Annotated in this window: 22 protein-coding genes, 1 riboswitch and 2 other annotated features; of the genes, 18 read left to right on the top strand and 4 right to left on the bottom strand. The window is 42.1% G+C overall.

Annotation, left to right across the window (positions count from 1 at the left end; genetic code table 11):
- The first annotated feature begins 205 nt into the window (after positions 1-205).
- From purE to purB, 3 genes are read left to right on the top strand one after another with little or no spacing between them, the layout of a single operon-like run.
- Positions 206-691 (top strand): 5-(carboxyamino)imidazole ribonucleotide mutase, encoded by a 486-nt coding sequence (gene purE / locus HUK45_RS05650; protein ID WP_191911493.1) that lies wholly within the window; start codon positions 206-208, stop codon positions 689-691.
- Between the two features lies 1 nt (position 692).
- Positions 693-1,808, top strand: coding sequence for a 5-(carboxyamino)imidazole ribonucleotide synthase (gene purK / locus HUK45_RS05645; protein ID WP_191911535.1), 1,116 nt, complete (start codon positions 693-695; stop codon positions 1,806-1,808).
- A gap of 57 nt (positions 1,809-1,865) precedes the next feature.
- Complete coding sequence (purB, locus tag HUK45_RS05640) at positions 1,866-3,161, top strand: adenylosuccinate lyase (RefSeq protein ID WP_191911492.1); 1,296 nt, start codon at positions 1,866-1,868, stop codon at positions 3,159-3,161.
- Positions 3,162-3,233: 72 nt separating this feature from the next.
- Here purB and HUK45_RS05635 read toward each other — a convergent pair whose 3' ends face one another.
- A complete protein-coding gene (locus tag HUK45_RS05635; RefSeq protein ID WP_191911491.1) occupies positions 3,234-3,986 on the bottom strand; it encodes an NADPH-dependent oxidoreductase in 753 nt (250 codons plus the stop codon).
- 69 nt (positions 3,987-4,055) lie between these two features.
- Here HUK45_RS05635 and HUK45_RS05630 point away from each other — a divergent pair, with 69 nt between their 5' ends.
- The gene (locus tag HUK45_RS05630; RefSeq protein ID WP_191911490.1) at positions 4,056-4,802 is read left to right on the top strand and encodes an alpha/beta hydrolase family protein; all 747 of its coding nucleotides are present in this window, start codon (positions 4,056-4,058) and stop codon (positions 4,800-4,802) included.
- A gap of 62 nt (positions 4,803-4,864) precedes the next feature.
- Here the strand turns inward: HUK45_RS05630 and HUK45_RS05625 are convergent, their stop codons facing one another.
- The 3 genes from HUK45_RS05625 to HUK45_RS05615 are packed head-to-tail and all read right to left on the bottom strand — an operon-like array spanning position 4,865 to position 8,286.
- Entirely contained in the window at positions 4,865-6,106 is a 1,242-nt protein-coding gene (locus tag HUK45_RS05625) for a homoserine dehydrogenase (protein WP_191911489.1), read from the bottom strand.
- A 21-nt stretch (positions 6,107-6,127) separates the two neighbouring features.
- Positions 6,128-7,417: an O-acetylhomoserine aminocarboxypropyltransferase/cysteine synthase family protein gene (locus HUK45_RS05620; protein ID WP_191911488.1), complete on the bottom strand. Its 1,290-nt coding sequence runs from the start codon at positions 7,415-7,417 to the stop codon at positions 6,128-6,130.
- On the bottom strand, positions 7,414-8,286 hold the full coding sequence (locus HUK45_RS05615) for a homoserine O-acetyltransferase/O-succinyltransferase family protein (protein ID WP_191911487.1): 873 nt from the start codon (positions 8,284-8,286) through the stop codon (positions 7,414-7,416). The genes HUK45_RS05620 and HUK45_RS05615 overlap by 4 nt, the downstream gene beginning before the upstream one ends.
- 85 nt (positions 8,287-8,371) lie before the next feature.
- Positions 8,372-8,622: a binding site (T-box leader), on the bottom strand.
- Positions 8,623-8,917: 295 nt separating this feature from the next.
- Here HUK45_RS05615 and purC point away from each other — a divergent pair.
- The 14 genes from purC (at position 8,918) to tyrS (ending at position 24,331) form a co-directional block, all read left to right on the top strand.
- Positions 8,918-9,637: a phosphoribosylaminoimidazolesuccinocarboxamide synthase gene (gene purC, locus HUK45_RS05610; RefSeq protein WP_191911486.1), complete on the top strand. Its 720-nt coding sequence runs from the start codon at positions 8,918-8,920 to the stop codon at positions 9,635-9,637.
- Positions 9,638-9,886, top strand: coding sequence for a phosphoribosylformylglycinamidine synthase subunit PurS (gene purS / locus HUK45_RS05605; protein WP_191911485.1), 249 nt, complete (start codon positions 9,638-9,640; stop codon positions 9,884-9,886).
- On the top strand, positions 9,887-10,567 hold the full coding sequence (purQ, locus tag HUK45_RS05600; protein WP_191911484.1) for a phosphoribosylformylglycinamidine synthase subunit PurQ: 681 nt from the start codon (positions 9,887-9,889) through the stop codon (positions 10,565-10,567).
- A gap of 3 nt (positions 10,568-10,570) precedes the next feature.
- Entirely contained in the window at positions 10,571-12,799 is a 2,229-nt protein-coding gene (gene purL, locus HUK45_RS05595) for a phosphoribosylformylglycinamidine synthase subunit PurL (RefSeq protein ID WP_191911483.1), read from the top strand.
- Positions 12,775-14,238 (top strand): amidophosphoribosyltransferase, encoded by a 1,464-nt coding sequence (purF, locus tag HUK45_RS05590; protein ID WP_191911482.1) that lies wholly within the window; start codon positions 12,775-12,777, stop codon positions 14,236-14,238. Before purL ends, purF begins: the two co-directional genes overlap by 25 nt.
- Positions 14,235-15,272, top strand: a complete 1,038-nt coding sequence (gene purM, locus HUK45_RS05585; RefSeq protein WP_191911481.1) for a phosphoribosylformylglycinamidine cyclo-ligase — start codon at positions 14,235-14,237, stop codon at positions 15,270-15,272. Before purF ends, purM begins: the two co-directional genes overlap by 4 nt.
- A gap of 9 nt (positions 15,273-15,281) precedes the next feature.
- The gene (gene purN / locus HUK45_RS09570) at positions 15,282-15,860 is read left to right on the top strand and encodes a phosphoribosylglycinamide formyltransferase (protein WP_235972040.1); all 579 of its coding nucleotides are present in this window, start codon (positions 15,282-15,284) and stop codon (positions 15,858-15,860) included.
- 3 nt (positions 15,861-15,863) lie between these two features.
- The gene (gene purH / locus HUK45_RS05580; protein WP_235972038.1) at positions 15,864-17,402 is read left to right on the top strand and encodes a bifunctional phosphoribosylaminoimidazolecarboxamide formyltransferase/IMP cyclohydrolase; all 1,539 of its coding nucleotides are present in this window, start codon (positions 15,864-15,866) and stop codon (positions 17,400-17,402) included.
- 386 nt (positions 17,403-17,788) lie between these two features.
- Complete coding sequence (purD, locus tag HUK45_RS05575) at positions 17,789-19,045, top strand: phosphoribosylamine--glycine ligase (protein ID WP_191911480.1); 1,257 nt, start codon at positions 17,789-17,791, stop codon at positions 19,043-19,045.
- 131 nt (positions 19,046-19,176) lie between these two features.
- Positions 19,177-19,863 carry a 2,3-diphosphoglycerate-dependent phosphoglycerate mutase gene (locus HUK45_RS05570; protein ID WP_191911479.1) on the top strand — a complete coding sequence of 229 codons (687 nt, stop codon included), beginning with the start codon at positions 19,177-19,179 and terminating at the stop codon, positions 19,861-19,863.
- Positions 19,864-20,200: 337 nt separating this feature from the next.
- Positions 20,201-20,629 (top strand): hypothetical protein, encoded by a 429-nt coding sequence (locus HUK45_RS05565; RefSeq protein WP_191911478.1) that lies wholly within the window; start codon positions 20,201-20,203, stop codon positions 20,627-20,629.
- Between the two features lie 189 nt (positions 20,630-20,818).
- Positions 20,819-20,912, top strand: a riboswitch (THF riboswitch).
- Positions 20,913-20,970: 58 nt separating this feature from the next.
- Entirely contained in the window at positions 20,971-21,519 is a 549-nt protein-coding gene (locus HUK45_RS05560) for a folate family ECF transporter S component (protein WP_191911477.1), read from the top strand.
- A gap of 200 nt (positions 21,520-21,719) precedes the next feature.
- Positions 21,720-22,724: a hypothetical protein gene (locus HUK45_RS05555; RefSeq protein ID WP_191911476.1), complete on the top strand. Its 1,005-nt coding sequence runs from the start codon at positions 21,720-21,722 to the stop codon at positions 22,722-22,724.
- A 95-nt stretch (positions 22,725-22,819) separates the two neighbouring features.
- Positions 22,820-23,022, top strand: a binding site (T-box leader).
- A 55-nt stretch (positions 23,023-23,077) separates the two neighbouring features.
- Entirely contained in the window at positions 23,078-24,331 is a 1,254-nt protein-coding gene (tyrS, locus tag HUK45_RS05550) for a tyrosine--tRNA ligase (protein WP_191911475.1), read from the top strand.
- Positions 24,332-24,854 lie beyond the last annotated feature (523 nt).

Genomic DNA, 24,854 nt, shown 5'->3' with positions numbered 1-24,854 from the left:
AGTTGCGGTCACGGCGAACAGATCTAGACTATTTTGTAGTAGAACCAAAAATAACCTGACAACGAATACCATATTCATTGTCAGATTATTTTTTCACTCAACATATACGAACTATATTTAATTAAAATCATATTTAGTTCGTAAAAACATTGTATTTAACTTGACTATTTGTTATCCTTAAAACAGTTTTTAAGGAGGTCCAATTATGAGTGCAATCAGTATTGTAATGGGTAGTAAGTCAGATTGGCCAACGGTTAAAGAGGGATGCAAGATCCTTGATCAGTTTAGCGTTGACTATGATAAGAATGTTATTTCTGCTCACCGGATGCCAAATGAAATGTTCGCTTTTGCGCAAAACGCGGTTAAAAACGGAACAAAAGTAATTATTGCCTGCGCAGGTGGTGCTGCCCACTTACCGGGGATGATTGCTGCAAATACTCCGTTACCGGTAATCGGGATTCCAGGACAAACAAAGGCACTTGGTGGGATGGATTCGTTGTTATCAATTGTTCAAATGCCTGCGGGAATTCCAGTTGCTACGCAGGCAATTGGGGTAGCGGGGGCAAAGAATGCTGCGTTATTAGCACTCCAGATTCTCGGAATTAACGATCCGCAAGTTCAGCAGCAAATTCTTAATTACCGGAAAGCAATGCACGATCAATCAGTAGAAAGCGGTGCACACCTTGACTAGGATGATTCAACAGGGACAGACGATTGGGATTATTGGTGGCGGTCAGTTGGGGCAAATGATGGCCCTAGATGCTAAGTATACGGGGATGAAGGTCATTGTGCTTGATCCAACTCCTGCTTGTCCGGCTGGTCAGGTTGCCGATGAGCAAATTGTTGCGGAGTATGCAGATGTAAAGGCGATTGAAGAACTGGCTAACCGTTCAGACGTCTTAACTTATGAGTTTGAAAATGTTGATTTGAATGCATTACGTGATGTTGCTGATCAAGTTTACATTCCGCAAGGGACTAACTTACTTTACACGACGAAGAACCGAATTCGTGAGAAGAGTTTTTTGCGAGATGCAGGGTTAAAGACCGCTCCGTTTATGGCGGTGAAGAATCGTGGCGATCTTGAAAGGGCTGTTAAGAAAATTGGCTACCCGGCAGTTCTAAAAACTTGTGAAGGTGGCTATGATGGTCATGGTCAGGAAGTCCTCCATGATGATGCTGATTTGGTAAAGTGCTCGGGAATTCTTTCCACCGGTGATGCAATTCTTGAAGGCTGGGTGCCATTTAAACTAGAATGTTCAGTAATGGTCGGGCGGAATGAGAACGGGGAAGTAACGGTCTTTCCGGTTTCCGAAAACATTCACCATGACGAAATATTACACCTTAGTATCGTCCCAGCACGGATTAGTTCGGAACTGCAAGAAAAGGCAAAGCAAATGGCAGTTAAGATTGCCCATGCAATTGACTTACGGGGAATCCTTGGTGTTGAAATGTTTGTTGGTAATGATGGTGAAATTTATATTAACGAATTAGCGCCACGGCCACATAATTCGGGTCATTATTCGATTGAAGCCTGCAATTTTTCTCAATTTGCGATCCACAATCGGGCAATCTGTAATTGGCCGTTGCCGAAGATTGAATTGCTTCACCATGTCGTCATGGTGAATGTTCTTGGTCAACACGTTGCGGGAGTTTGCGATGAAATTGCTAAGAAGCCTAATTGGCATTTTCATGATTACGGAAAGGCTGAAGTTCGTCATAACCGGAAGATGGGGCATGTGACGATTTTGACTGATGATTTTGCTAAGACATTGAAAGAGATTGACGATACGCATATTTGGGATAAATAATTCCCAGAACATGGTATATTGTTACTGAGAGAAATAATTAGAGAGGATTTTTAACTAATGATTGATCGTTATACTAGTCCAGAAATGGCGAAAATTTGGAGCTTGGAAACCCAATACCAATGTTGGCTAGAAGTTGAAATTGCGGCGGATGAAGCCTGGAGTAAGCTTGGCCATATTCCAGCCGAAGATGTGGAAAAGATCCGTAAAAACGCGAAATTTTCCGTTGACGGGATCGCTGAAATTGAAGCAGTTACTCACCATGATGTGATTGCCTTTACTCGAGACGTTTCAAAGTCACTTGGGCCAGAACGAAAGTGGGTTCACTATGGGATGACCAGTACTGACGTTGTTGATACTGCTCAGGGACTTCGTTTAAAGAAAGCTAACGACATCATTCGCAAGGATATCGACGACTTCATGGCAGTCCTGAAAAAGTTGGCTGAAAAGTATAAGTACACTGTCTGCATGGGACGGACTCACGGTGTTCATGCCGAACCGACAACTTTTGGCCTCAAAGTAGCTCGTTGGTACTCCGAAATGAAGCGGAATAAGGAACGGTTCGAACACGCTGCTCGTGGTGTTGAAGCCGGAAAAATTTCTGGTGCTGTGGGAACGTTTGCTGAAATTGACCCGTTCGTGGAAAAGTACGTTTGTGAACGGTTAGGATTACGGGCTCAAGAAATTTCAACGCAAATTTTGCCACGTGATCTCCATGCAGAATATATTTCTGCGATTGCTTTAATGGGGACTAGTCTGGAAAATATGGCAACTGAAATTCGGTCATTGCAACGGACAGAAATCCATGAAGTTGAAGAACACTTTGCTAAGGGACAAAAGGGTTCATCCGCAATGCCTCATAAGCGAAACCCAATTGGCTCAGAAAACATCTGTGGTTGTGCTCGGGTTCTTCGGGGGAATGTTGTTACGGCGATGGAAAATGTCACCCTTTGGCACGAACGGGATATTTCCCATTCCAGTGCTGAACGGATGATTTTACCAGATTCTACTTCCCTAATTGATTACATGCTTCGTCGTTTTGGTCGGATCTTAGACAACCTTGATGTCTTCCCAGAAACAATGAAGAAAAACATGGATAAGACCCTTGGATTGATTTACAGTGGTCGGGTTCTTTTGAAGTTAGTTAACAGTGGAATGACTCGTGAAGCGGCTTATGACTTAATCCAACCATATACTGCTAAGTGCTGGGCAGAACAGATTCCGTTCCGGCCATTGCTTGAAGCTGACCCAACGATTCAAAAGCAACTCTCTAAGAAAGACCTTGACGATGCCTTTGATTACCACTGGCACCTCCGTCACGTTGACGATATCTTTAAGCGGGTCGGCTTAGACTAATTTAATGAACGAAAAACAGGTTTCGATGTTCAATATCGCTGAACATTGAAACCTGTTTGGTAGTTTAAACCATTAATTTAAGGCGAGTCCCTGCTCGTGAAGGACCTGAAGCAACTTATCACGGCTTGTTTCATGTTGGTTTAATTTAGCACCATTGATTTGCTTAGTGAAGGAGTCGATTCGCTTATTAGCATCCCGTAAGTCATAGTAGGTCGTTACGATTTGGTCGTACTCTTTCAGTGAACTCAATTTGAAGTCACGCGGATAATTATTATCAAAGACGATTTGATCAAGGGGTAACCGAGGCTTTAGCTGTGGTTCTTGGTCGGGAATCCCAACTTGAAGACCGAGAATAGGAAAGGTCATTTTCGGTAAGTCTAATACCTGAATTAGCTTTTCGGGCTCGTTCTTGATTGACCCGAGAACAACACCGCCAAGACCCATGCTTTCGACAGCTGTCAGCGCATTTTGTAAAGCTAGAATTGCGTCTTCAGCGGCCTGCATGAAAATATCTGTGGTGTGGAGTCGACCGTCATCATTGCCGAGTTGGTGACGAATCTGCTGATTTCGATATAAATCGGCAATAAAAATAAAGAGATCACCATTGGCACCAACATATGGCTGCTTTGAGATCTCGCGGACGGCAGCTCGCTTTTTCGGGTCGGTCAAGTGCAGGATGCTAAATTGTTGCAGAAACATACTTGATGAGGTGTGACGGGCCGCTTCGTACAGAGTGGTTATCTGCTCAGTAGTCAGTGATTGGTTTTTAAACTGCCGAATTGAACGGTGGTTAACTTGATTGTCTGTTGTAAAGTTATGAATCATTTTGAAGCACCTCCTATTTCATTATAGTAAAATAACAGAATAGAAGACAAAGCAAAAGGAGTCGGTAAAATGGACGTAACTGTAAAACGCGATGGGCTTACTCTTCGTGGAGTTTTAGAGGGAACAAAACAATTGCAAAATAAGCAGGTAGCAATTTTGATGCATGGCTTTCAAGGAGATCGGGGTTATAAAGCAGGTAACTTTTTGTATGACTTGGCTCATGAATTGAATCAAGCGGGAATCCCGACACTGCGGTTTGACTTTGCTGGTTGTGGTCAAAGCGATGGTTCCTTTACTGATATGACCGTGTTAAGTGAAATTGGTGATGGAATGAAAATAATTGATTTTGCACGTTCGGAAATGAACGCCCAACAAATTTACCTAATTGGGCATTCTCAAGGTGGTGTAGTAGCTTCGATGCTGGCCGCTTATTATCGGGATGTTATTGCAAAGGAAGTACTCCTCGCTCCCGCTGCAACATTAAAGGATGATGCGTTACTGGGAACCTGTCAGGGAACCAAATATGATCCTAACCATATTCCATTAACGGTTGATGTTCATGGTGAGGCAGTGAGCGGTGAGTACTTCCGGACAGCTCAGTTGCTTCCAATCTATGAAACTGCTCAGCACTTTATGGGACAAGCGTTATTGATTCATGGCCTTGCGGATACAGTAGTTTCACCTGAAGCTTCCAAAAAATATAATGTTATTTTGCCGAATAGTGAACTGCATCTCGTTGAAGGAGAAGGGCATAAGTTTATGGGCAAAGAGAAACCATCGATCCTTAAGCTTGTGGCAAACTTTCTTCAAGAGTGATAAGAAGCCCCCTTTAAGCATGAGCAAAAATACTTGAAGAGGGCTTTTTCATATCCAAAGATTTACAATTTAGCGGTGTTATAAACAGGCAAGTAGCTAACAGCTGAACTCCTGGGGAAACTTTTGAGAAATGATTCTAATTCTTGACGGGAAATAACTGGGGTAAGGCCACTCCAGTAGTTATTGCCATTGGTTTCACCTTGCCAGTTAATTGCATTAGTCGGCTTAACTGATGTCCCGTAAGTGGTAATTAGGAATGATTGGGGAATCGTAGTTAAACTACAGGGCGTTAATTCGTTGTGATAATTATTAAATTCGCTTCCGCAATCATAGTCTAAAATATCAGTTGCTGCTGCGGCAAGGTCACTTAAAATACTATTAGCGGTAGGCTTGGCACCGGCACCAGGCCCCGTATAAACGCTTGAACCGAGGGCGTTACTTTTAACCGCAACGGCATTTTGCACGCCATTGACTTGAGCGAGCTGGTCATTGTGCTCAATTAATGTTGGACCAACGAAGGTATAAAGCTTGTTGTTTAGTCGCTTGGCGATTGCGAGAAGCTTAATTGTGTAGCCAAAATGATTCGCACTAGCTAATTGAGCCGCGGTAAGGTTCTCAATGCCATGGATACCAAGCTTATTGGGATCCAGTGCTTTACCAAATGCAAACTGACTAAGAATGCTAAGTTTATTAGCAGTATCGATCCCCTTAACGTCATTAGTGGGGTTTGCTTCCGCATAGCCTTTTTTCTGGGCATTCATTAATGCTTTATCGTAACTAACGTTTTCACTGGTCATTGCCGATAGAATATAATTAGCAGTCCCATTAATGATTCCGGTGACCTGGCTAATTTGATCCGTTACAAGACTGCTGCTGAGTACCCGAAGAATTGGGATCCCACCGGCAACGCTTGCTTCATAGAGAAAATCAACGTGACGACTTTTGGCAAGCTGGGCAAGGCGTGGGCCATCGATTGCGAGAAGATCCTTGTTAGCGGTGATTACGGATTTATGGTTGTAAATTGCCTGGGTGATTGCCTGACGAGCACGATTAACAGTCCCCATTGTTTCAACGATTATTTGAATTTCCGGATCGTTAAGGACTTCATCAATTTGATCGGTGAGGATTGTTTTATCAGGAAGCGATACATTTCGCGGCTTATCTAGGTGGGCAACCGCTACTCGCTTAAGGATGAAGTGAACGTTCGTGGTTTGCTCGATTTTAGCAGCGTGTTCTTGTAATAGCTTCACAACTCCTCCGCCAACGGTTCCTAGACCGAGAAGGCCAATCGTAATCGTCTGCATAACAGAACCTCCTTTACTTGGTTAAATCTTTGCTAGTGCTTGGTCGAGATCCACAATCAGATCATCCGCGTTTTCAATTCCCACGGAAACCCGAATGAGATCGGGAGTCACGCCAGCGGCCTTTAATTCTTCAGGGCTTAATTGAGCATGAGTTGTTGAGGCCGGATGAATAATCAGTGACTTGGCATCGGCAACGTTTGCTAATAGTGAGAAGAGCTTGAGGTTGCTGATAAGTTCCTTGCCGGCTTCCTCGCCGCCTTTGAGACCAAGGGTGAAAATTGAGCCGACACCATGAGGAAAGTATTCATTTGCTAATGGCTTATATGGACTATCTGCTAATTCTGGGTAGTTGATCCAAGCAACTTTTGGATGATTGTTTAGGAAGTTGACAATCTTCCGGGTATTGGCAACGTGGCGTTCAACCCGGAGTGAGAGTGATTCGAGCCCTTGAAGGAGAAGGAAGGAGTTGAATGGGCTGATTGTTGCCCCAAGATCCCGTGCTGTTTCGGCACGAACCTTAGTTGTAAATGCCGCTGGAGCGAGGTCGGCAAAAATAAGACCATCATATTGCGCATTCGGCGTGGTAAAGCCGGGATAACGACCGCTTGCTCGGTAATCAAACTTCCCGTTTTCTACAATGACACCACCCATCGTTGTCCCGTGACCACCGATAAATTTAGTTGCGGAATGAACAACAATGTCTGCACCAAGGTCAAGCGGCTTAACGAGGTAGGGAGTTCCAAAAGTATTGTCAACGATGAAGAGAATTCCGTGCTGATGGGCGATTTTAGCGATCGCCTTAAAGTCAACTAGGTTAATTCCGGGATTCCCAATACTTTCGACATACAGGGCTTTAGTATGCTCATTAATCTGTTTTTCAAAGTTTGCTGGATCGTCAGGATCGACAAAGCGAGTTTTAATTCCTAATTTAGGAAGGGTAACGGCAAAGAGGTTATAAGTTCCACCGTAAATCGTACTTGCGGAAACAATTTCATCGCCTTGTTGGGCAATGTTTAGGATGGCGGCAGTGATTGCTGCTGAACCAGTTGCCAAAGTGATTCCAGCTGTCCCGTTCTCTAATGCAGCTACTCGACGGTCAACAACATCAGTGGTCGGGTTTGTTAACCGGGTATAAATATTTCCGGGTTCCTTTAAGGAGAATCGGTCAGCGGCTTGTTTAGCGTCTTTGAAGACGTAAGAAGTTGTTTGGTAAATTGGCACCGCGCGAGCACCGGTCTCGTCTACGGTTTGACCAGCATGAACTTGGAGGGTTTCGAAATGGTATTTTGGTGATTGTTCTTGATTACTCATACTAATGTACCTACTTTCTGTTGTGTAAATGTGTCTAACCAATTTTGATAGATTTGTGTACTTGATTTTTGCCATGAATATTTAATTTCACCGGTGTTTCGGTTAGTGAAGTAATTATGCGGTTCCTGAATAGGCAACCGCTTTTTTAGATCACGGTAATATTCCTGTGCCAGCGTATCTGCTTCATATTCCGGATGGCCTGTAATGTAAGTACGGTGTTTGCCGGGAGAGTGATAGATTAAAGGACCAATCTCATTATTTTCGGCAACAATTTGAAGATCATCAGGAAGACTCTTCGGATCAATGTTGGGATTGGAGTGGCGTGATTGGGGAATGACTAATTGCTGGTTAGTAAGGTGCTCCGCTAATTGATTACACCTGTTGATTTCTGTTGCTTGATAGATCCCGAAAATTTTCCGTGGTAACTGGTGCTTATTAATTTGATAGTCATTATAGAGACCACCAAGAGCAGCCCAGCATTCTAGCAAACTTTGCTTGGTATGGCGTTCTGCCCAGTCACAGATTGTGCGAAATTCTTCCCAATAATCAACTTGCTGAAAAGCGAGCTGTTCAACGGGAGCACCAGTAATGATTAAGCCGTCGAACGAGTAATTCTCAATTTCTGCTAAGCTAACGTAAGCCTTAGTGATCGTTGAGAAAGAAACACTTTTAAAATGGTGAGTTGCTGGATAAAGAAAGGTAAGTTCAACATCTTGAGTTAACCTATTGAAACTTTCAAGAAATTGACGTTCGGTTGTCTCCTTGGTTGGCATTAGGTTAACCACCACGATTGATACTGGATTGTTGAGGTAATGATTTTGCCAGTGACCGCTGCTGAGCAAGAAACCATTTTTTTCATTTGCTGTCATTACTGATTCTCCTTTCTTAGGTGATGTGATTAGGGGAGATTAGATTTTAATAAAAAAAGCTTTCATCCCAGTTGTTCAAATAGAACTATGGGACGAAAGCTTTCGCGGTACCACCCTGAGTTTATTGTTATCTTGCAATAACAACCTCGTTAAGTACTCATTATAAGACGTGAATACTCCGCAATGTAACGGTTGCTATCCGTCTAACCTAGCCGGGAACGACCAAGTTAGATGACTCAGAGCTCATCTTCATACTATTGCCGAATATCCTTTTTCACCAAGTAAGGACTCTCTGTAGAAACGACGCGGTACTACTCTTCTCTTCAAAGCCTAATCATAATTTAATCGTTTATTAGTTTAATCTTAATTTTCAAAAAGTCAATAATTATCTTGAGAAATTTAAAATATTTATTTGGGGATGATTAACGATGGACGGCGAGGTGAATTAGGTTAATTTTATAAAAAAGCAGTGTTAAACACGAACTATATTAAGAAAAATAGATATAAAGTTAGTAAATTGTATTGACAATTTACTATCGCCGAGAGTATATTAATGACAGATTTTAACGAATAAAATCTTAAATAGTCTTTTTAAAGTTCGTCTTTTACAAAAAAGGAGCCTTGGTTAGAAATGGAAAAGTTACTTTATACCGGAAAAGCAAAACAAATGTGGCAAACAGACGATCCGGAAGTATTGCGGGTTGTATATATGGACCAAGCGACTGCGCTGAACGGGAAAAAGAAAGAGCACTTTGCTGGGAAAGGTGAGGCTGCTAATGCCATTTCTAGCTTGGTTTTTCAATATTTGATCAAGCATGGGATTGAGACTCACTTTATCAAAAAATTGTCAGCTAATGAGGACTTGGTTAAGAAATGTTCGATGTTTCCCCTAGAATTTGTTACCCGAAATGTGGTTGCGGGACACTTTGCTAGTCGGTATGGCCTAGATGAAGGAAAGAAGCTTCCAGAACCGGTTGAGGAAACTTTTTATAAGAATGATGAATTAGATGACCCATTTATTAACGAATCGGCAACGATTGCGTTGGAAATTGCTACCCATGCCGAACTCGAAAAAATGTGGAGCATTTGTCGAGAAGTTAACGGTCTGTTGACACCGCTTTTTGAAAAAGCAGGAATGCAACTAGTTGACTTTAAGTTAGAGTTCGGTCGATTAAGTAATGGCGAGATTATCCTGGCAGATGAATTCTCACCTGATAATTGCCGGTTGTGGGATATTAAGACTGATCAGCACATGGATAAGGATGTTTATCGGCGGAAGTTAGCTGATTTAACCCAAACCTATGACCAAGTATTAGCGCGGTTGACAGATGTTATTGCGGAGGATAAGTAAATGACAAAAGTACGAATTTTCGTTACCTATAAGCAATCGGTTTTCGATCCTCAAGGGGAGACTATTAAAGATGCAATTCATACTTTGGGCCATGATGAAGTGAAGGATGTTCAGGTTGGTAAATTCTTCGATGTAACTGTTGAGGGAACTGGGAAAGTAGTTGAAAAAACAATTGAGGAGATTGCGGATCAACTTCTAGTTAACTTCAATATGGAAACCTATAAGTACCAAGTGATGGAGGAAGATTAAATGAAGATCGCGGTGATTGTTTTTCCTGGTTCTAACTGTGATATTGACCTCTATGAAGCACTCCACTCTGTTTGTCATGCTGATGTGGAATATGTTTCACATCGAGAAAAGAGTTTAGCGGGTTTTGATGCGGTGATGTTACCAGGAGGCTTCTCCTATGGTGATTACTTAAGAGCGGGGGCAATTGCTCGCTTTACTAATATTATGCCGGCAGTTATCAAGATGGCAGAAGAAGGGAAACTAGTCTTTGGAACCTGCAATGGCTTTCAGATTTTAACAGAAGTTGGCCTTCTTCCTGGGGCACTAAAACGAAATGACAGTCAAAAATTCGTCTGCAAAACCGTTCCCTTGGAAGTGGTTAATAACGAAACGAACTTTACTCGGCAATATGAAAAGCACGAACGAATTGCTTTACCGATTGCTCATGCTGACGGAAGCTACTTCGCAGATGAAGAGACGCTTGACCGCCTTGAAAAGAATCACCAGGTTGTTTTTCGCTATGCTGAAGAAAACCCGAACGGCAGTCTACGGAACATCGCTGGAATTACTAATAAACGGGGGAATGTTTTGGGAATGATGCCTCACCCAGAGCGAGCTGTTGAAGCGCTTCTTGGTAATACTGACGGACTGCGGTTATTCAAATCATTACTGGCAAATGGAAACGTAAAGGTGGAGGAATAGACAATGGAACAGGCAATGACCCCTGAAGAAATTAAAAAACAAAAGCCATACCTTGACTGGAGTCTGAGCGAAGATGAATATAACTACATTAGCGAAAAGCTTCTTGGCAGATTGCCAAACTATACCGAAACCGGATTATTTTCCGCAATGTGGAGTGAACACTGCTCTTATAAAAAATCAAAACCTGTTTTAAGACTTTTTCCGAATAAAAATTCCCGTGTTTTACAAGGCCCTGGTGAAGGTGCAGGAGTTATTGATATTGATGACGGTCAAGCGGTAGTTTTTAAGGCGGAGAGTCATAACCACCCAACTACGGTAGAGCCATACCAAGGTGCTGCTACCGGGGTTGGGGGAATTCTTCGTGACATTTTCAGTATGGGTGCTCGACCAGTTGCCTCACTTGATTCTCTCCATTTTGGTGAACTAACTGATCCCAAAATGCGAATGAAGGTTGATGGAACAGTACGGGGAATTGGTGATTACGGTAACTGTATGGGAATCCCAACAATTGCCGGTGAAACGACTTTTGACCCGTGCTACCAAGGAAATCTTTTATGTAATGCGATGAGTGTGGGTTTGATGGACCAGAAGGATCTTCAGAAAGGGAAGGCGGCTGGAATTGGTAATGCGGTAATGTATGTCGGCGCCCAAACCGGTCGTGATGGAATTCATGGGGCAACCTTTGCATCTGCTGATTTTAGTGATGAGAATGCTACCCAGCGGTCTGCGGTTCAAGTTGGTGATCCTTTCATGGAAAAACTCCTTTTAGAAGCTTGTCTGGAAGTAATCACTAAGCACCCTGACTGGCTAGTTGGTATTCAGGATATGGGAGCAGCTGGAATTGTTTCTTCAAGTGCCGAAATGGCATCTGAAGGACAAAGCGGCATGGAGTTAAACCTTGACCTCGTTCCTCAACGTGAACCAAATATGTCAGCTTACGAAATTATGTTAAGTGAATCTCAAGAACGGATGCTCCTCTGTGTAAATAAAGGCCATGAAGAAGACGTTAAAAAGATCTTTGACTTTTATGACTTAGAAGCAGTGACGATTGGTCGGATTACTGCCGGCCACGATTACGTTCTCTACCATGATGGGCAAGAAGTCTGCAATATTCCTGTTTCTAGTTTGACTGATGATGTATTGGAAGAAGCTAGTGAAGAAAAGAAACCAGCACGGATTTCAGCAGCAGAAAAGCAAACCGCCTGGGTACCAACTATTGATGATGCTGAACAGACATTACGGAGTCTTCTTCAGCAATCAACAATCGCGGATAAGAGTATTTTTTATCAACAATATGACTCGCAGGTACGGACAAGCACGGTGGTTGGTCCCGGAAGCGATGCCGGTGTTTTACGTGTTCGCGGAACCCATAAAGGCCTTTCGATGACAACCGATGGGAACGGCCGCTTCGTCTACTTGAGCCCAGAAATTGGGGGTCAAATCGCCCTTGTTGAGGCGGCAGCTAACATTGTGGCTAGCGGTGCCGAGCCATTAGGAATTACCGACTGTTTGAACTATGGTGACCCAAATGATCCTGAAATTTTCTGGGAGCTCCACCAATCTGTTAAGGGAATGGCTGATGCTTGCCGGGTATTTGATACGCCGGTTATTTCAGGGAACGTTTCGCTATATAACGAGAATAATGGAAAAGCCATTCACCCAACACCAATGGTTGGGATGGTTGGGCTAATTAAGGATATTCAACATGTTATTCCATCATTTGTTCAGCATGCTGGCGACAAGGTATACCTTGTTGGCAAAACCGGGAATGACTTTGCGGGTACAGAAATTCAAAAGATGCTTACCGGTGATATTAATGGTGTCCTTAACTCATTTGATATGGAACACGTTCATGACTACATGATGCGTCTTCTTACCGCAATGCAGCAGGGAAATGTTGCAAGTGCTCATGATCTAAGCGAAGGTGGTCTTGGAGTTGGCCTTGCGGAAACGTTATTTAAGACTGATTTGGGGATGAATATTGATATTCGTCACCTGACAGCTGCTCAACTATTTAGCGAAACTCCGGGACGGTTTGTTGTAACAGTCCCTACTGCCAAGACGGCTGCTTTTGAAAAAATGATGGGCGCGGATGCACTGCTAGTTGGGGAAATCACTAATACCCATTGGCTTGAAGCGCACTTACAAGATGCTGAGATCAATCAAAACGTTGCTGAACTACAAAAATTGTGGGAGGAGGCGATCCCATGCCAGCTGAAATCAAAGGATTAAATGAAGAATGTGGTGTCTTTGGTATCTTTGGCGCTCAAGATGCAAGTCAGTTAACATACTATGGCCTCCATACTCTTCAACATCGTGGTCAGGAAGGTGCCGGAATCGTTTCGACCGATTCAAAAGAACTTTACCAGCATCGTGATCGGGGGCTTTTAGCCAAGGTATTCGCTAACCCGAATGAATTAAAACGACTAGTTGGTGACGCAGCAATTGGTCATGTCCGTTATGGTACGAGTGGTCATAATTCAATCGCCAATGTCCAACCCTTTTTATTCCACTTCCACGATGGTGACGTTGCGTTAGCCCATAACGGGAATTTAACTAATGCCGTTACATTACGACGTCAACTTGAGGATGATGGCGCAGTTTTTCAATCAGATTCCGATACTGAAATTCTGATTCATCTAATTCGAAAATATATTAAAGCAGGGTTTCTTCCGGCTTTAAAAAAGAGCTTGAACATTGTCCATGGAGGCTTTGCCTTTCTCTTGCTACAAAAAGACAGGTTAATTGCAGCACTAGATCCAAACGGAATCCGTCCTTTATGTATTGGTCAATTAGAAAATGGTGCTTACGTAGTGGCTAGTGAAACGTGTGCCTTAGACATTGTTAACGCTAAATTTATTCGAGATGTTCAACCAGGAGAACTGATTGTAATTGATCGCGATGGGCTCCATATAGATCACTACACAACGGATACTCAATTGGCAATTTGCTCAATGGAATATATTTACTTTGCTCGCCCTGATTCAATTATCCACGGCGTAACAGTTCATAACGCCCGTAAACAGATGGGAAGGTTACTGGCAAAGCAATACCCGATTGAAGCAGATATGGTTATCGGCGTTCCTAACTCATCGCTATCTGCAGCGTCAGGTTATGCGGAAGAGTCCGGGTTACCGTACGAAATGGGTTTAATTAAGAGCCAATATGTTGCTCGGACATTCATCCAGCCAACGCAGGCCCTTCGTGAACAGGGCGTTCATCTAAAACTATCTGCCGTTCGCGGGGTTGTTGCTGGTAAACGAGTAATTGTAGTCGATGATTCGCTTGTTCGGGGAACCACTTCTAAACAGATTATTAAAATGCTTCGCCATGCGGGAGCAAAAGAAGTCCATATGCTGATTGCTTCGCCGCCATTTAAATTTCCGTGTTTTTACGGGATTGACATTTCAACGCGATCAGAGTTAATGGCAGCTCATTATTCGATTTCAACAATGAAGGAATTGATCGGTGCTGATTCCCTTCACTTCCTGAGTATTGAGAATTTGATTAAAGCAATCAATATTCCAGATGCGGGGGATGCACCATATGGGGGCTTAACGGTAGCTTACTTTAATGGCGATTACCCAACCCCGCTTTACGATTATGAAGAAGGATACTTGAAGTCACTAAATGAACAAGAAAAACGGGCACGAAAGGAACTGGGATCATGAATCGCTATCAAGAAGCCGGTGTTAATGTAAATGCCGGATACGAATTAGTTAAGCGGATTAAAGCGGCTGTTAAATCAACTGATCGCCCAGGTGTCATTAGTGGTATTGGCAGTTTCGGTGGGATGTTTGACTTGGGAGGGTTACACATGAAACATCCGGTTCTTGTTTCGGGGACGGATGGCGTTGGGACCAAACTCATGATTGCTCAACAAATGGGGAAACATGACACAATTGGTATTGACGTGGTTGCGATGTGTGCTAATGACGTCCTGGCTCAAGGGGCGGAACCATTATTTTTCTTGGACTACATTGCTACCGGTCATAACCAGCCTGAAAAAATGGCAGAGATTGTCAGCGGTGTTGCTGCGGGATGTCGTGATGCCGGTGCGGCGTTAATTGGTGGTGAAACGGCTGAAATGCCGGATATGTACGCGGAAGATGAATACGATTTAGCGGGAACGGTGACTGGAGCCGTAGAGAAAGAAGAACTTCTAACCACGGCTCAACCACAAGTGGGGGATGTCCTTCTGGGATTACCATCTAGTGGGATCCACTCGAACGGCTTTTCCCTTGTTCGTCAGATCCTTTTTAAGGATCATGATGTTCAACTTGACGAGAAACCAGAAGCTCTTCATGGTGAAACGGTTGGCGAGGCCATTTTAAAACCAACCCGGATTTATGTCCGTCAGGTGCTTCCTTTAATTCATCAAAAAATGATTAAAGGGGTAAGTCATATTACCGGTGGCGGATTGATCGAGAATGTTCCCCGAATGATTAATGATCAATTGCAGGCGGCAATCGATCACAAGTCGTGGCCGACATTGCCAGTCTTTGATTACTTACAACAGCTTGGTCAGTTACCACTGGCAGATTGTTTCCAAACATTCAACATGGGGATTGGCTTAGTGTTGGCAGTTGATCCTACTAATGTTGAACGAGTTCAAGAAAAGTTAAAAGAAGCAGGCGAGGCAAGTTACCAAATTGGTCAGCTGCGTCAACGTCCTGAAAATGCTGAAAAGATTGAAATTAAGTGAGATTTGAAAATGAGAGTTGCCATTTTCGCTTCCGGGAACGGAACAAACTTTGAAGTGCTAGCAAAGCATTTTCAAAGCGGTGATATTCCTGGTGAATTATCGCTACTCTTTTGCAACCATCCAGATGCACCGGTAATGAAACGGGCACAGCGCCTTGATGTTCCTGCCGAAAGTTTCACGGTGAAATCCTGTGGTGGGAAGGAAGAGTACGAAGAACAGCTTTTACAGTTGTTGAAAAAGTATCAAATTGACTTTATTGCTTTGGCCGGTTACTTAAGGGTAGTTGGTCCAACAATCCTGGACCAATATGATCATCGGATCATCAACCTTCATCCGGCATGGTTGCCAGAGTACCCAGGATTACATTCAATTGAGCGGGCATTTAATGACCAGCGAAAACAGACAGGGGTAACTGTTCACTATATCGATGCTGGGTTAGATTCTGGACCAATTATTGCCCAACGGCACGTACCGATTTTGCATAGCGATACTGTAGAAACGTTGGAAGAACGGGTTCATGAGACTGAACATCAGTTATATCCCGAAGCAGTAAAACAAGTTTTGACAGAGTTAGAGAAGGAGAATTAACCTATGAAACGAGCATTGGTAAGCGTATCTGATAAGACAAATTTGATTCCCTTTGTTAAGGGACTGGTAGAAAACGACTTTGAAATTGTTTCTACTGGTGGTACAAAGAAAGTTTTGGACGATGCAGGAATTAAGACGATCAGTATTGAAGATGTTACTCATTTTCCTGAAATCCTGGATGGTCGGGTAAAAACATTAAACCCATATGTTCATGGAGGGCTACTGGCTCGTCGTGAATTACCAGAACATATGAAGACTCTTGAAAAACTTAACATTACGCCAATTGATCTTGTCTGTGTAAACCTCTACCCATTTAAGGAGACGATTGAAAAGCCAGACGTAAAGCTTGCGGATGCAATTGAAAATATTGATATTGGTGGTCCAAGCATGGTTCGTTCAGCAGCCAAGAATTACCGTGACGTTACAATCGTTGTTGACCGGAACGACTATGATCGGGTATTAGGTGAACTTAAGGAAAACGGTACGACAACATTAGAAACCCGTTCAAAGTTAGCTGCCAAGGCCTTTCGCCACACTGCCGCTTACGACGCGTTGATTTCTCAATACCTAACTAAAGAAAATGGCCTAGAAGATCCTGAAAAGTTAACTCTGACGTGGGACTTGAAAGAAACGATGCGTTATGGTGAAAATAGCCACCAAAAAGCTTGGCTATACCAAGATGCACTACCAAAATCATTCTCGATTTTGTCTGCTAAGCAGCTTCACGGAAAGAAACTTTCCTACAATAATATTAAGGATGCAGATGAAGCTCTTCGTTGCATTCGGGAATTTGATGAACCAACAGTCGTTGCCATGAAACACATGAACCCATGTGGTATTGGTCGGGGTGAGAACCTAGAACAAGCTTGGGATCGTGCCTATGCTGCAGATACTGTTTCAATTTTCGGTGGAGTGATTGCGTTAAACCGAAAAGTTGATTTAGCAACTGCCCAAAAGATGCACAAGATCTTCCTTGAAATCGTGATTGCACCAGGTTTTGATGATGATGCGTACGAAATTTTGGCAAGGAAGAAAAATATTCGTTTGCTCAGTCTTGATTTCAGTAAGAAGGATGAACCAACCAAGCATGAAGTTGTTTCTGTAATGGGTGGGATGTTAATGCAAGAACAGGATACCCTCGAAGAAGACTATCACGACTGGAAATGCGTAACTGATGTTCAACCAACTGAAGAACAATTAAAGACACTGATGTTTGCCTGGAAGGCAGTTAAACATGCTAAATCAAATGCAATTGTCCTCGCAAATGATGAACGGACGCTTGGCGTTGGTGAAGGCCAACCGAACCGGATTGATTCTCTCAAAATTGCTGTTAAGCACGCGGGGGATGATATTGATGAACGAACCGTAATGGCTTCAGATGCATTCTTCCCGTTCGGTGATTGTGTTGAATACGCTGGTAAGCACGGGATTAAAGCAGTTGTTCAACCAGGCGGATCCATCCGTGATCAAGAATCAATTGAGATGGCCAACAAATACGGTATCGCCATGGTTACTACCGGGGTAAGGCATTTTAGACACTAGAGTGCGAAGCCGTTAAAACCTTCCGGTGGCTAACGATTCCTCCACCGAACGACGTCTTGTCGTCGGAGGTGGAGGTTGTTAGCTCGAGGAAGGTTAGGCTGAGCACGTTTATTAGAGTGCGAGCCAGCAGAGGACTTGCGTTAGCTCTAGCATGTCCCTGGCAAGCAGATCTTGACCATGTTGCAGTAGAAGGTTAGGCGGAGATTGCGGTCACGGTGAAGGGGTGAACCAGAAAACTTGTTTTCGTCTGCAAGGTTGATTAGACTTCTTGCTATCAACTTGTTGATGAAAGAAGTCAATCAGCTACTGCGCAGATCTTGACTCTGCTGCCCAAACACAAGTCAGCAACAAAAATGATTATCTAACATCAAATTCAGGAGGAAATCATGGGGCAAAAAGTTAATTTATTAGTGATTGGCGAAGGAGGTCGCGAATTTGCGATTGCCAAAAAGCTGAAGGAAAGTGCTAATGTCAACCATGTTTACTGTGCACCGGGAAATGTGGGGATGCCAAGCGTGGGTGTTGAGCCAGTGGCGATTGCCGAAAATGACTTTGCCAGTTTGATCAAATTTGCAAAGGATCATGATATTAAATGGACGTTTGTGGGACCTGAGGATTGCCTGGTTGATGGTATTGTAGATGACTTTCGTGCAGCTGGATTGAAGATCTTTGGTCCTGATGCTCGAGCAGCGCAATTAGAAGGATCAAAGGATTACGCTTTGAACTTTATGAATAATTATGGCGTCCCAACTGCTAAGCATGCTTCCTATCGTGACCAAACGGCCATTCTTGAACATGTGGATCAATTTGGCTATCCGGTTGTTATTAAAGAAAATGGTCTTGCTGGAGGCAAAGGAGTTGTAATTGCTCAGGATCACAATGCTGCGGTCCAAACAATTAAAGAAATGTTTGCTTCAGGCCAAGCCCGGATAGTTCTCGAAGAATGTTTGGATGGCCCTGAATATTCGATGTTTGTGGTAATCAGCAATGGTCATTACCGGATCTTACCAATGGCACAAGATCATAAACGTGCCTATGACGGTGACCGGGGCCCAAATACTGGAGGAATGGGGGCATATAGTCCGCTCCCACAGTTATCGGCAACTGATCGCCAACGAATGATTGATGAAGTGGTTAAGCCAACGGTTGATGGGTTAGTGAAGGGTGAATACCATTATCATGGTGTCCTTTATATTGGACTGATGCTGACTGCAGATGGACCAAAGGTGATCGAATATAACGTTCGTCTTGGTGATCCGGAAACTCAGGTGATTCTTCCACGCTTAGATACAGATCTTTATCAACTTGTTGATGCAGCAATTAATGATCAGCCTTTACCGGTGATTAATGAGAGCGCTGACGCTAGTTTTGGTGTTGTTTTGGCCTCCCAAGGCTACCCACAGAAACCAATTCATGACCAAGAATTAGGTTCCTTCCCTGAGAGTAGCGAAGTGGAAATTGACTATGCTAATGTGACGGGGACGCTTAGTCATTTACGAGGCGCGGGAGGACGGTTATTAATGGTTCTTGCTCAAGCAGAAACGCTTCAGGAAGCTCATGATCGTGTTTATACGTATTTAGAAAAGCTAAACCAACCGGAATGCTTTTATCGTCATGATATTGGTGCAAAGGCTGGATTATGAAACGATAATCGCGATTAATTTCACAAGATCACTGCTTCACCTATTGGATTTTTTCAATGTTTGGATTAAAATGATTAGGTAATGCTGTATAGTAGTATAGCGATTTTTAAGAAGAAAGAGGTCATTAAAACATGGCAAAACTAGTTTTAATTCGTCACGGCCAAAGTGAATGGAACCTTGCTAACAAGTTCACTGGTTGGATTGATGTTGATTTGAGCGAAAAGGGTGTTGAACAAGCTAAGAACGCTGGTAAGGCCCTTAAGGAACATGGTATTCAATTTGACTATGCATACACTTCAGTATTGAAGCGTGCGATCAAGACATTGCACTATGCTCTTGAAGAATGTGACCAACTTTGGATTCCTGAAATCAAGACTTGGCGCTTGAACGAACGTCACTATGGTGCTTTACAAGGTCTTAACAAGAAGGCTACTGCTGAAAAGTACGGTGATGAACAAGTTCACATTTGGCGTCGTTCATACGATGTTTTACCTCCATTGCTGACTGCTGATGATGAAGGTTCAGCATTACACGATCGTCGTTACGCTAACTTGGATCCACGAACAGTTCCTGGTGGTGAAAACTTAAAGGTTACCTTGGAACGGGTAATTCCTTTGTGGCAAGATGAGATTGCTCCAAAGCTTCTTGATGGCAAGAACGTTATCATTGCAGCTCACGGTAATTCTCTTCGTGCTTTGAGCAAGTACATCGAAAATATTTCTGATGATGACATCATGAACCTTGAAATGGCTACTGGTCAACCAGTTGTCTACGACTTTGACGAGAAGCTTAACGTTTTGAGCAAAGAAAAATACTAAAAATAAATATTTTTAATGGGGAGCGTGACAGAAGTCATTTATGACTTCGTCTTCACGCCCCCGCAAGCACAAATAGAGCTCCAGAGTTCGGATCTTACCGAACACTGGAGCTCACTTGTGTACTGCGCTGTTCGTGTTTTATCTAAGTAATAAGACTTATGTCACAACCCCTTGATACAAAATCAAAGTGCGATCTTTCAGTTAATATAATAAATGCTGATAAAAATATTAATCACTATTTCAATGAGCATAAAATAATAAGTGCTATTAATTGCATAACGCTATTATTAAAAATATAATAATAGTGTAAATAAATATTTATCAGGAGGTTATTATTATGGCTGATTATGCAAAACGTCAATTAAAGGCATTAGATCGGATTGCTAAAAAGGTTGCGGATGCTGAAGGACACTTAACTAAGATTGAAGATAGTGTAGATAACGAAAAGCATCGTACTGCTCAACATGAAACGATTAAGGATATCAAGTCAATTCTTAAGCACGCTCAAAAAGTAGACAAGGATAGCGATAAGCTCGAACGTGTTGCAGGTGAAGGACATAAGGATCCTGCTGAGAATCACTACATTTACATGGAAGATGAAGAACCAGTTATCAAAGATCTTAAGAAGGGCTTTGATGAACTAGAAAAGCAACTTGACGGCTTAGACGAGAGTAAGGGCGGTAAGATTAAGGCATTCCGTGCTGAACACCACTACCTTGAAAAGGCTCAGGAAATTTTAAAGAGTGCTGGAAAGTTCAACGATTAATTTTAGTCAGATATAATTAAGATTTTATTCCACCACGATTGGTTTAGTTTGAATCAATCGCGGTGTTTTATTACTTTATAAAGTTAAATACGAGCGACGACGATTGATTGTAATTGATGATTGCGTATTTTCCATATAATATTGCTAAATATATTGAATATTATCCGTGATTGAGATATATTATTGGATGTTAGGGTAGGAATTACCGAGTTATTGTCCAGCGGAACGGAATGTGAACGCTGGAAGGAAGCATTAGCTGCTTGATAATTTCGCATTCACCACAGAGACACCTGTCAATGTGTTCCCTAACAGAATAAATTTTAAGTAGGGAGTGGATTGAGATGTCATCAATTTTATCTTTTGCTGGTCCGAGGTTTACTACTAAGCGGCTAACTCTTGCCGGAATGCTGATTGCTCTTGAGGTTGTTTTAGAGAAAATCTCAATTGGTGATCCAACAATTCTTAAATTTGGCTTTGGCTTTATTGCGACGGCCTTGATTGGTTATTACTTAGGGCCGTGGATTGGTGGCTGGGCCATGGTGGTTAATGATATTATTAGTAACACCATTCTTAATTCTGGAACCGCCTTTTTTCCGGGATTTACCTTCTCAGCCTTTGTTTCTGGTGTACTAGCGGGGATGTTCCTGTATAACCAGAAAGTTACTTGGCAACGGGCACTAATTTATGAGTTCTTCCAAATTTTAGTAACTAATGTTATCTTTACAACGCTTTGGCTTTACATTATGAGCTTAAATACCGGAAGTACTGGAAAAACATTCTGGGCGCTTTTGCTTATCCGATTGCCTAAAGAAGTCATTACTTGGCCTTTAGAAGGGATTATTGTTTTCCTTATTTTGAAGCGATTGAGCAAGATTAATTTGAGGGTATAACTCCTGTAGCAATTTGGTGAATCTTGACGAAGATTTTAATAGAAGATAATTTAGAGTGCTGACCATCATTAATCGGCTTGCTGACTGTGATGGTGAGCACTTTTTGAATTTTTTATGAAAAAAGCACCATGAAAATTGAGCTTTGTTCGTTTTGTGTTATGATGAAAAATATATTCTGAAATAATTGGAGAGAGTATTAAATGAAGAAACGTTATCATTTATCCTTAAAACAGTTCATTCATGATCTGAAGGAACTAGTTAAGCCACATTACCAAACTTCAATGTGGCCACTTGGCGGAGTGATGATTATTTTCCTCGCATTATCATTTATTGTTGGTTATTTTGCCCAGGGGATATTAAGTTCAATGGGGATGGCCATGATGATTATGTACGGGATGGCATCACCTGCTGCAATTGGATTGGCTTTGCTTGAATTGCTTCTTGCAATTGTGATTTTAGTGGCATTGTCATTCTTCTATTCATTCTTTACCACGGCCGCACAATTTACTTATCAGGATAAGGTTCGCCACCCTGAACAAATTGTCAGTGCTGGCTCAGTATGGATGCACTATAAACACTTGCGGAAGAATCAATTATGGCGGATCATTCTTTACACTGGCTTGTTTGTATTCCTGTGGAGCTTGCCATTAGATATTATTGGCGGATTAGTTGCTAAAAACCAAGCATTAGTAATTGTTTGCCGGATACTGAACGACATTGTAATGGCATGGAAGGGAATTGAATATTCTCAAGCTAATTTCCTTTACCGTGATCGTCAGCCACAATTCCTTGGTCAATCAATGTGCCATGCCCTAACTGCTAGTCGACGGTTTATGGGCGGGCGCAAGTGGAACTACCTATTGATCATGCTTGTAGTAATCTTTATCCCAATGGTTGTTTGGGAAGTCATTTTTGGTGCTTTAGCATACTGGGGTATTTATACCGCCACTTACGCGTTGATATACATTGGCTTGTTGTTAATGATTCTTGGCTTTGCTGCTTACTTGCCAGTGATTTTTGCCAGTGGGGCCCTTTACTATGAAGAAGCAAAGAAAACCGCTAACTTGGATGAAGACTTTGCTGACACGTTTAAGCCAGTTGCTGAATTAACTGGTGAAGCTTATGTTCATGAAGTTTATACACCAAAGAAAAAGGTAAAGAAAGCTAAACAAAAGCAGGATAAGAAGAAACAAGAAAATAAATAATTGTTAGTTAAAGAGAAGTCACGAAAGAAATAGATTCGGTGGCTTCCTTTTTATCTTGACAAAGTACTAACTCTCTAGGTACAATGACGGCAATAATAAAGGCGTTGATGTAATTTAGTAGTTTGCCAACTAGTAGATTAGAGATTAAACGGTTGCTGAAAGTTTAATGCGGTTGGCTAACGAATTACACTTACGGAGCTTTTCAATTTTGAACGGATCGTCTCGTTATCGACTAGAGAGGCAATTACTGGATTAGTAGTTGCAATTCAAGGTGGTAACGCGGTAAATCGTCCCTGACTTCAATATGGAGTTGGGGATTTTTTGATCTGAAACATGATATAGGAGGCAATACGATGAGCATTATTGATGAACTTGAGTGGCGTGGTGCCATTAACCAAACCACTGATAAAGAAGCACTAAAGGAATTAACTGAAAACAAGAACATTGGTCTGTACTGTGGAACTGATCCGACAGGGGATAGTCTTCATATTGGCCACTTAATTCCCTTCATGATTCTTAAACGATTCCAGTTAGCAGGGCATCACCCAGTTATTATTATTGGTGGTGGAACTGGTGCAATTGGTGATCCATCTGGACGGAAAACAGAACGGACCCTTCAAACTGAATCACAGTTAGAGCACAATAAGAAGGCTCTTACCGAACAAATGAAGAAGCTTTTCAGTACTGAGAATTTTACGATTGTTGATAACTATACTTGGCTGAAGGACTTTACCATGATTGACTTTTTACGTGATTTTGGGAAGCTCTTTAACGTTAATACAATGCTAAACAAGGAAGTTGTTGCAAGTCGACTTGACTCAGGGATTTCCTTTACTGAGTTTACTTACCAAATTCTTCAAGCGGTAGACTTCCTGCACCTTTACCAAAATAATAGCGTGCAGCTTGAAATTGGTGGGTCAGACCAATGGGGGAATATTACTGCCGGAATTGATTTGATTCATAAGGTAGAAGGACCGGACGCAAAGGTATACGGGCTGACCATTCCGTTGATGTTAAAGGCTGACGGAACAAAATTCGGGAAAACTGCTGGTGGTGCTATTTGGCTTGATCCAAAGAAGACTTCACCATACGAATTCTACCAGTTCTGGATTAACCAGGATGATCGTGACGTTGTTAAATACCTCAAATACTTTACCTTCTTATCTAAAGATGAAATTGATGATTTAGCCGAGAAAGTTCAAAAAGAACCATGGAAGCGAGAAGCTCAACGGCGCTTAGCTGAAGAAGTTACTAAGTTCGTTCATGGCGAAGAAGGATTGGCCGAAGCTCAACGGATTACTAAGGCATTGTTCTCTGGAGATGTTGCTGACTTAACTACTGAGGAAATTGAACAAGCTTTCAAGGATGTCCCTTCAGTAGAAGTAGCTAATGAAAAGAAGAATATCATTTTGTGGTTGGTTGATGACACCAAGATTGAACCATCACGTCGTCAAGCACGACAAGATGTTGAAAATGGTGCTATCCATATTAATGGTGAAAAGGTAACTGATGTTGATGCAGAGATCGATCCAAGCAGTCACTTTGATGGCAAGTTTGTGATCGTTCGTCGCGGAAAGAAACGTTACTTCTTGGTTCGGGTAAAATAATTTAAAAAATAAATTGTTCAGTTTATGAGTGCTTTTGCCAAAAAAACGGCGGGCACTCTTTTACTTTGTTTTGAAACTTGCTAACTATATTTGCTAATTCAAATTTAATGTTCGAATTAGCAAAGCACAAATGAATAGTTCTTCATATTTGTTGTTGACGAAGAAATAAAAAGAAGGTATAGTATAGTTCCTGTTGAGAGATGCAAGAAGTTATTTGTTTATCTGATTAATTGTTTTTATTTCAATAAACATGTTGACTCGCTCTTAACAAGATGATATATTATAAAAGTTGTCTGTTGAGGATGACCGATGAGCTAATTTGAAAAATATTGAAATTAATCATTGACATCTAAAATGACATCTGATATAATCATTAATGTTAACTGTCACTTAGGTGACGGTTAAGGTAGACCTTTGAAAACTGAACAAAGTTTCGACGAATCAAATGTGTAGGGTCTTCAATCATAATGATTTGAAGCAAAACATTTGCGAAGTCAATTCGCTTAATTAATTTGAATTAGAG

The organism is Limosilactobacillus urinaemulieris (genome assembly GCF_014838745.1).
Classification (GTDB): Bacteria; Bacillota; Bacilli; order Lactobacillales; family Lactobacillaceae; genus Limosilactobacillus; species Limosilactobacillus urinaemulieris.
The sequence above is the reverse complement of the archived record's forward strand: the minus strand, read 5'-3'. Positions and strand labels throughout refer to the sequence as shown.

What these genes read in the sequence shown, in the direction of transcription:
- HUK45_RS05620 (WP_191911488.1), bottom strand. Translation starts at nt 7,417, where the DNA reads ATGAGTAATCAAGAACAATCACCAAAATACCATTTCGAAACCCTCCAA.
- HUK45_RS05625 (WP_191911489.1), bottom strand. Translation starts at nt 6,106, where the DNA reads ATGCAGACGATTACGATTGGCCTTCTCGGTCTAGGAACCGTTGGCGGA.
- HUK45_RS05630 (WP_191911490.1), top strand. Translation starts at nt 4,056, where the DNA reads ATGGACGTAACTGTAAAACGCGATGGGCTTACTCTTCGTGGAGTTTTA.
- purB (WP_191911492.1), top strand. Translation starts at nt 1,866, where the DNA reads ATGATTGATCGTTATACTAGTCCAGAAATGGCGAAAATTTGGAGCTTG.
- purC (WP_191911486.1), top strand. Translation starts at nt 8,918, where the DNA reads ATGGAAAAGTTACTTTATACCGGAAAAGCAAAACAAATGTGGCAAACA.
- purS (WP_191911485.1), top strand. Translation starts at nt 9,638, where the DNA reads ATGACAAAAGTACGAATTTTCGTTACCTATAAGCAATCGGTTTTCGAT.
- HUK45_RS05570 (WP_191911479.1), top strand. Translation starts at nt 19,177, where the DNA reads ATGGCAAAACTAGTTTTAATTCGTCACGGCCAAAGTGAATGGAACCTT.
- purE (WP_191911493.1), top strand. Translation starts at nt 206, where the DNA reads ATGAGTGCAATCAGTATTGTAATGGGTAGTAAGTCAGATTGGCCAACG.
- purL (WP_191911483.1), top strand. Translation starts at nt 10,571, where the DNA reads ATGGAACAGGCAATGACCCCTGAAGAAATTAAAAAACAAAAGCCATAC.
- purN (WP_235972040.1), top strand. Translation starts at nt 15,282, where the DNA reads ATGAGAGTTGCCATTTTCGCTTCCGGGAACGGAACAAACTTTGAAGTG.
- purM (WP_191911481.1), top strand. Translation starts at nt 14,235, where the DNA reads ATGAATCGCTATCAAGAAGCCGGTGTTAATGTAAATGCCGGATACGAA.
- HUK45_RS05555 (WP_191911476.1), top strand. Translation starts at nt 21,720, where the DNA reads ATGAAGAAACGTTATCATTTATCCTTAAAACAGTTCATTCATGATCTG.
- purH (WP_235972038.1), top strand. Translation starts at nt 15,864, where the DNA reads ATGAAACGAGCATTGGTAAGCGTATCTGATAAGACAAATTTGATTCCC.
- HUK45_RS05560 (WP_191911477.1), top strand. Translation starts at nt 20,971, where the DNA reads ATGTCATCAATTTTATCTTTTGCTGGTCCGAGGTTTACTACTAAGCGG.
- HUK45_RS05635 (WP_191911491.1), bottom strand. Translation starts at nt 3,986, where the DNA reads ATGATTCATAACTTTACAACAGACAATCAAGTTAACCACCGTTCAATT.
- purF (WP_191911482.1), top strand. Translation starts at nt 12,775, where the DNA reads ATGCCAGCTGAAATCAAAGGATTAAATGAAGAATGTGGTGTCTTTGGT.
- purD (WP_191911480.1), top strand. Translation starts at nt 17,789, where the DNA reads ATGGGGCAAAAAGTTAATTTATTAGTGATTGGCGAAGGAGGTCGCGAA.
- purQ (WP_191911484.1), top strand. Translation starts at nt 9,887, where the DNA reads ATGAAGATCGCGGTGATTGTTTTTCCTGGTTCTAACTGTGATATTGAC.
- HUK45_RS05615 (WP_191911487.1), bottom strand. Translation starts at nt 8,286, where the DNA reads ATGACAGCAAATGAAAAAAATGGTTTCTTGCTCAGCAGCGGTCACTGG.
- tyrS (WP_191911475.1), top strand. Translation starts at nt 23,078, where the DNA reads ATGAGCATTATTGATGAACTTGAGTGGCGTGGTGCCATTAACCAAACC.
- purK (WP_191911535.1), top strand. Translation starts at nt 693, where the DNA reads ATGATTCAACAGGGACAGACGATTGGGATTATTGGTGGCGGTCAGTTG.
- HUK45_RS05565 (WP_191911478.1), top strand. Translation starts at nt 20,201, where the DNA reads ATGGCTGATTATGCAAAACGTCAATTAAAGGCATTAGATCGGATTGCT.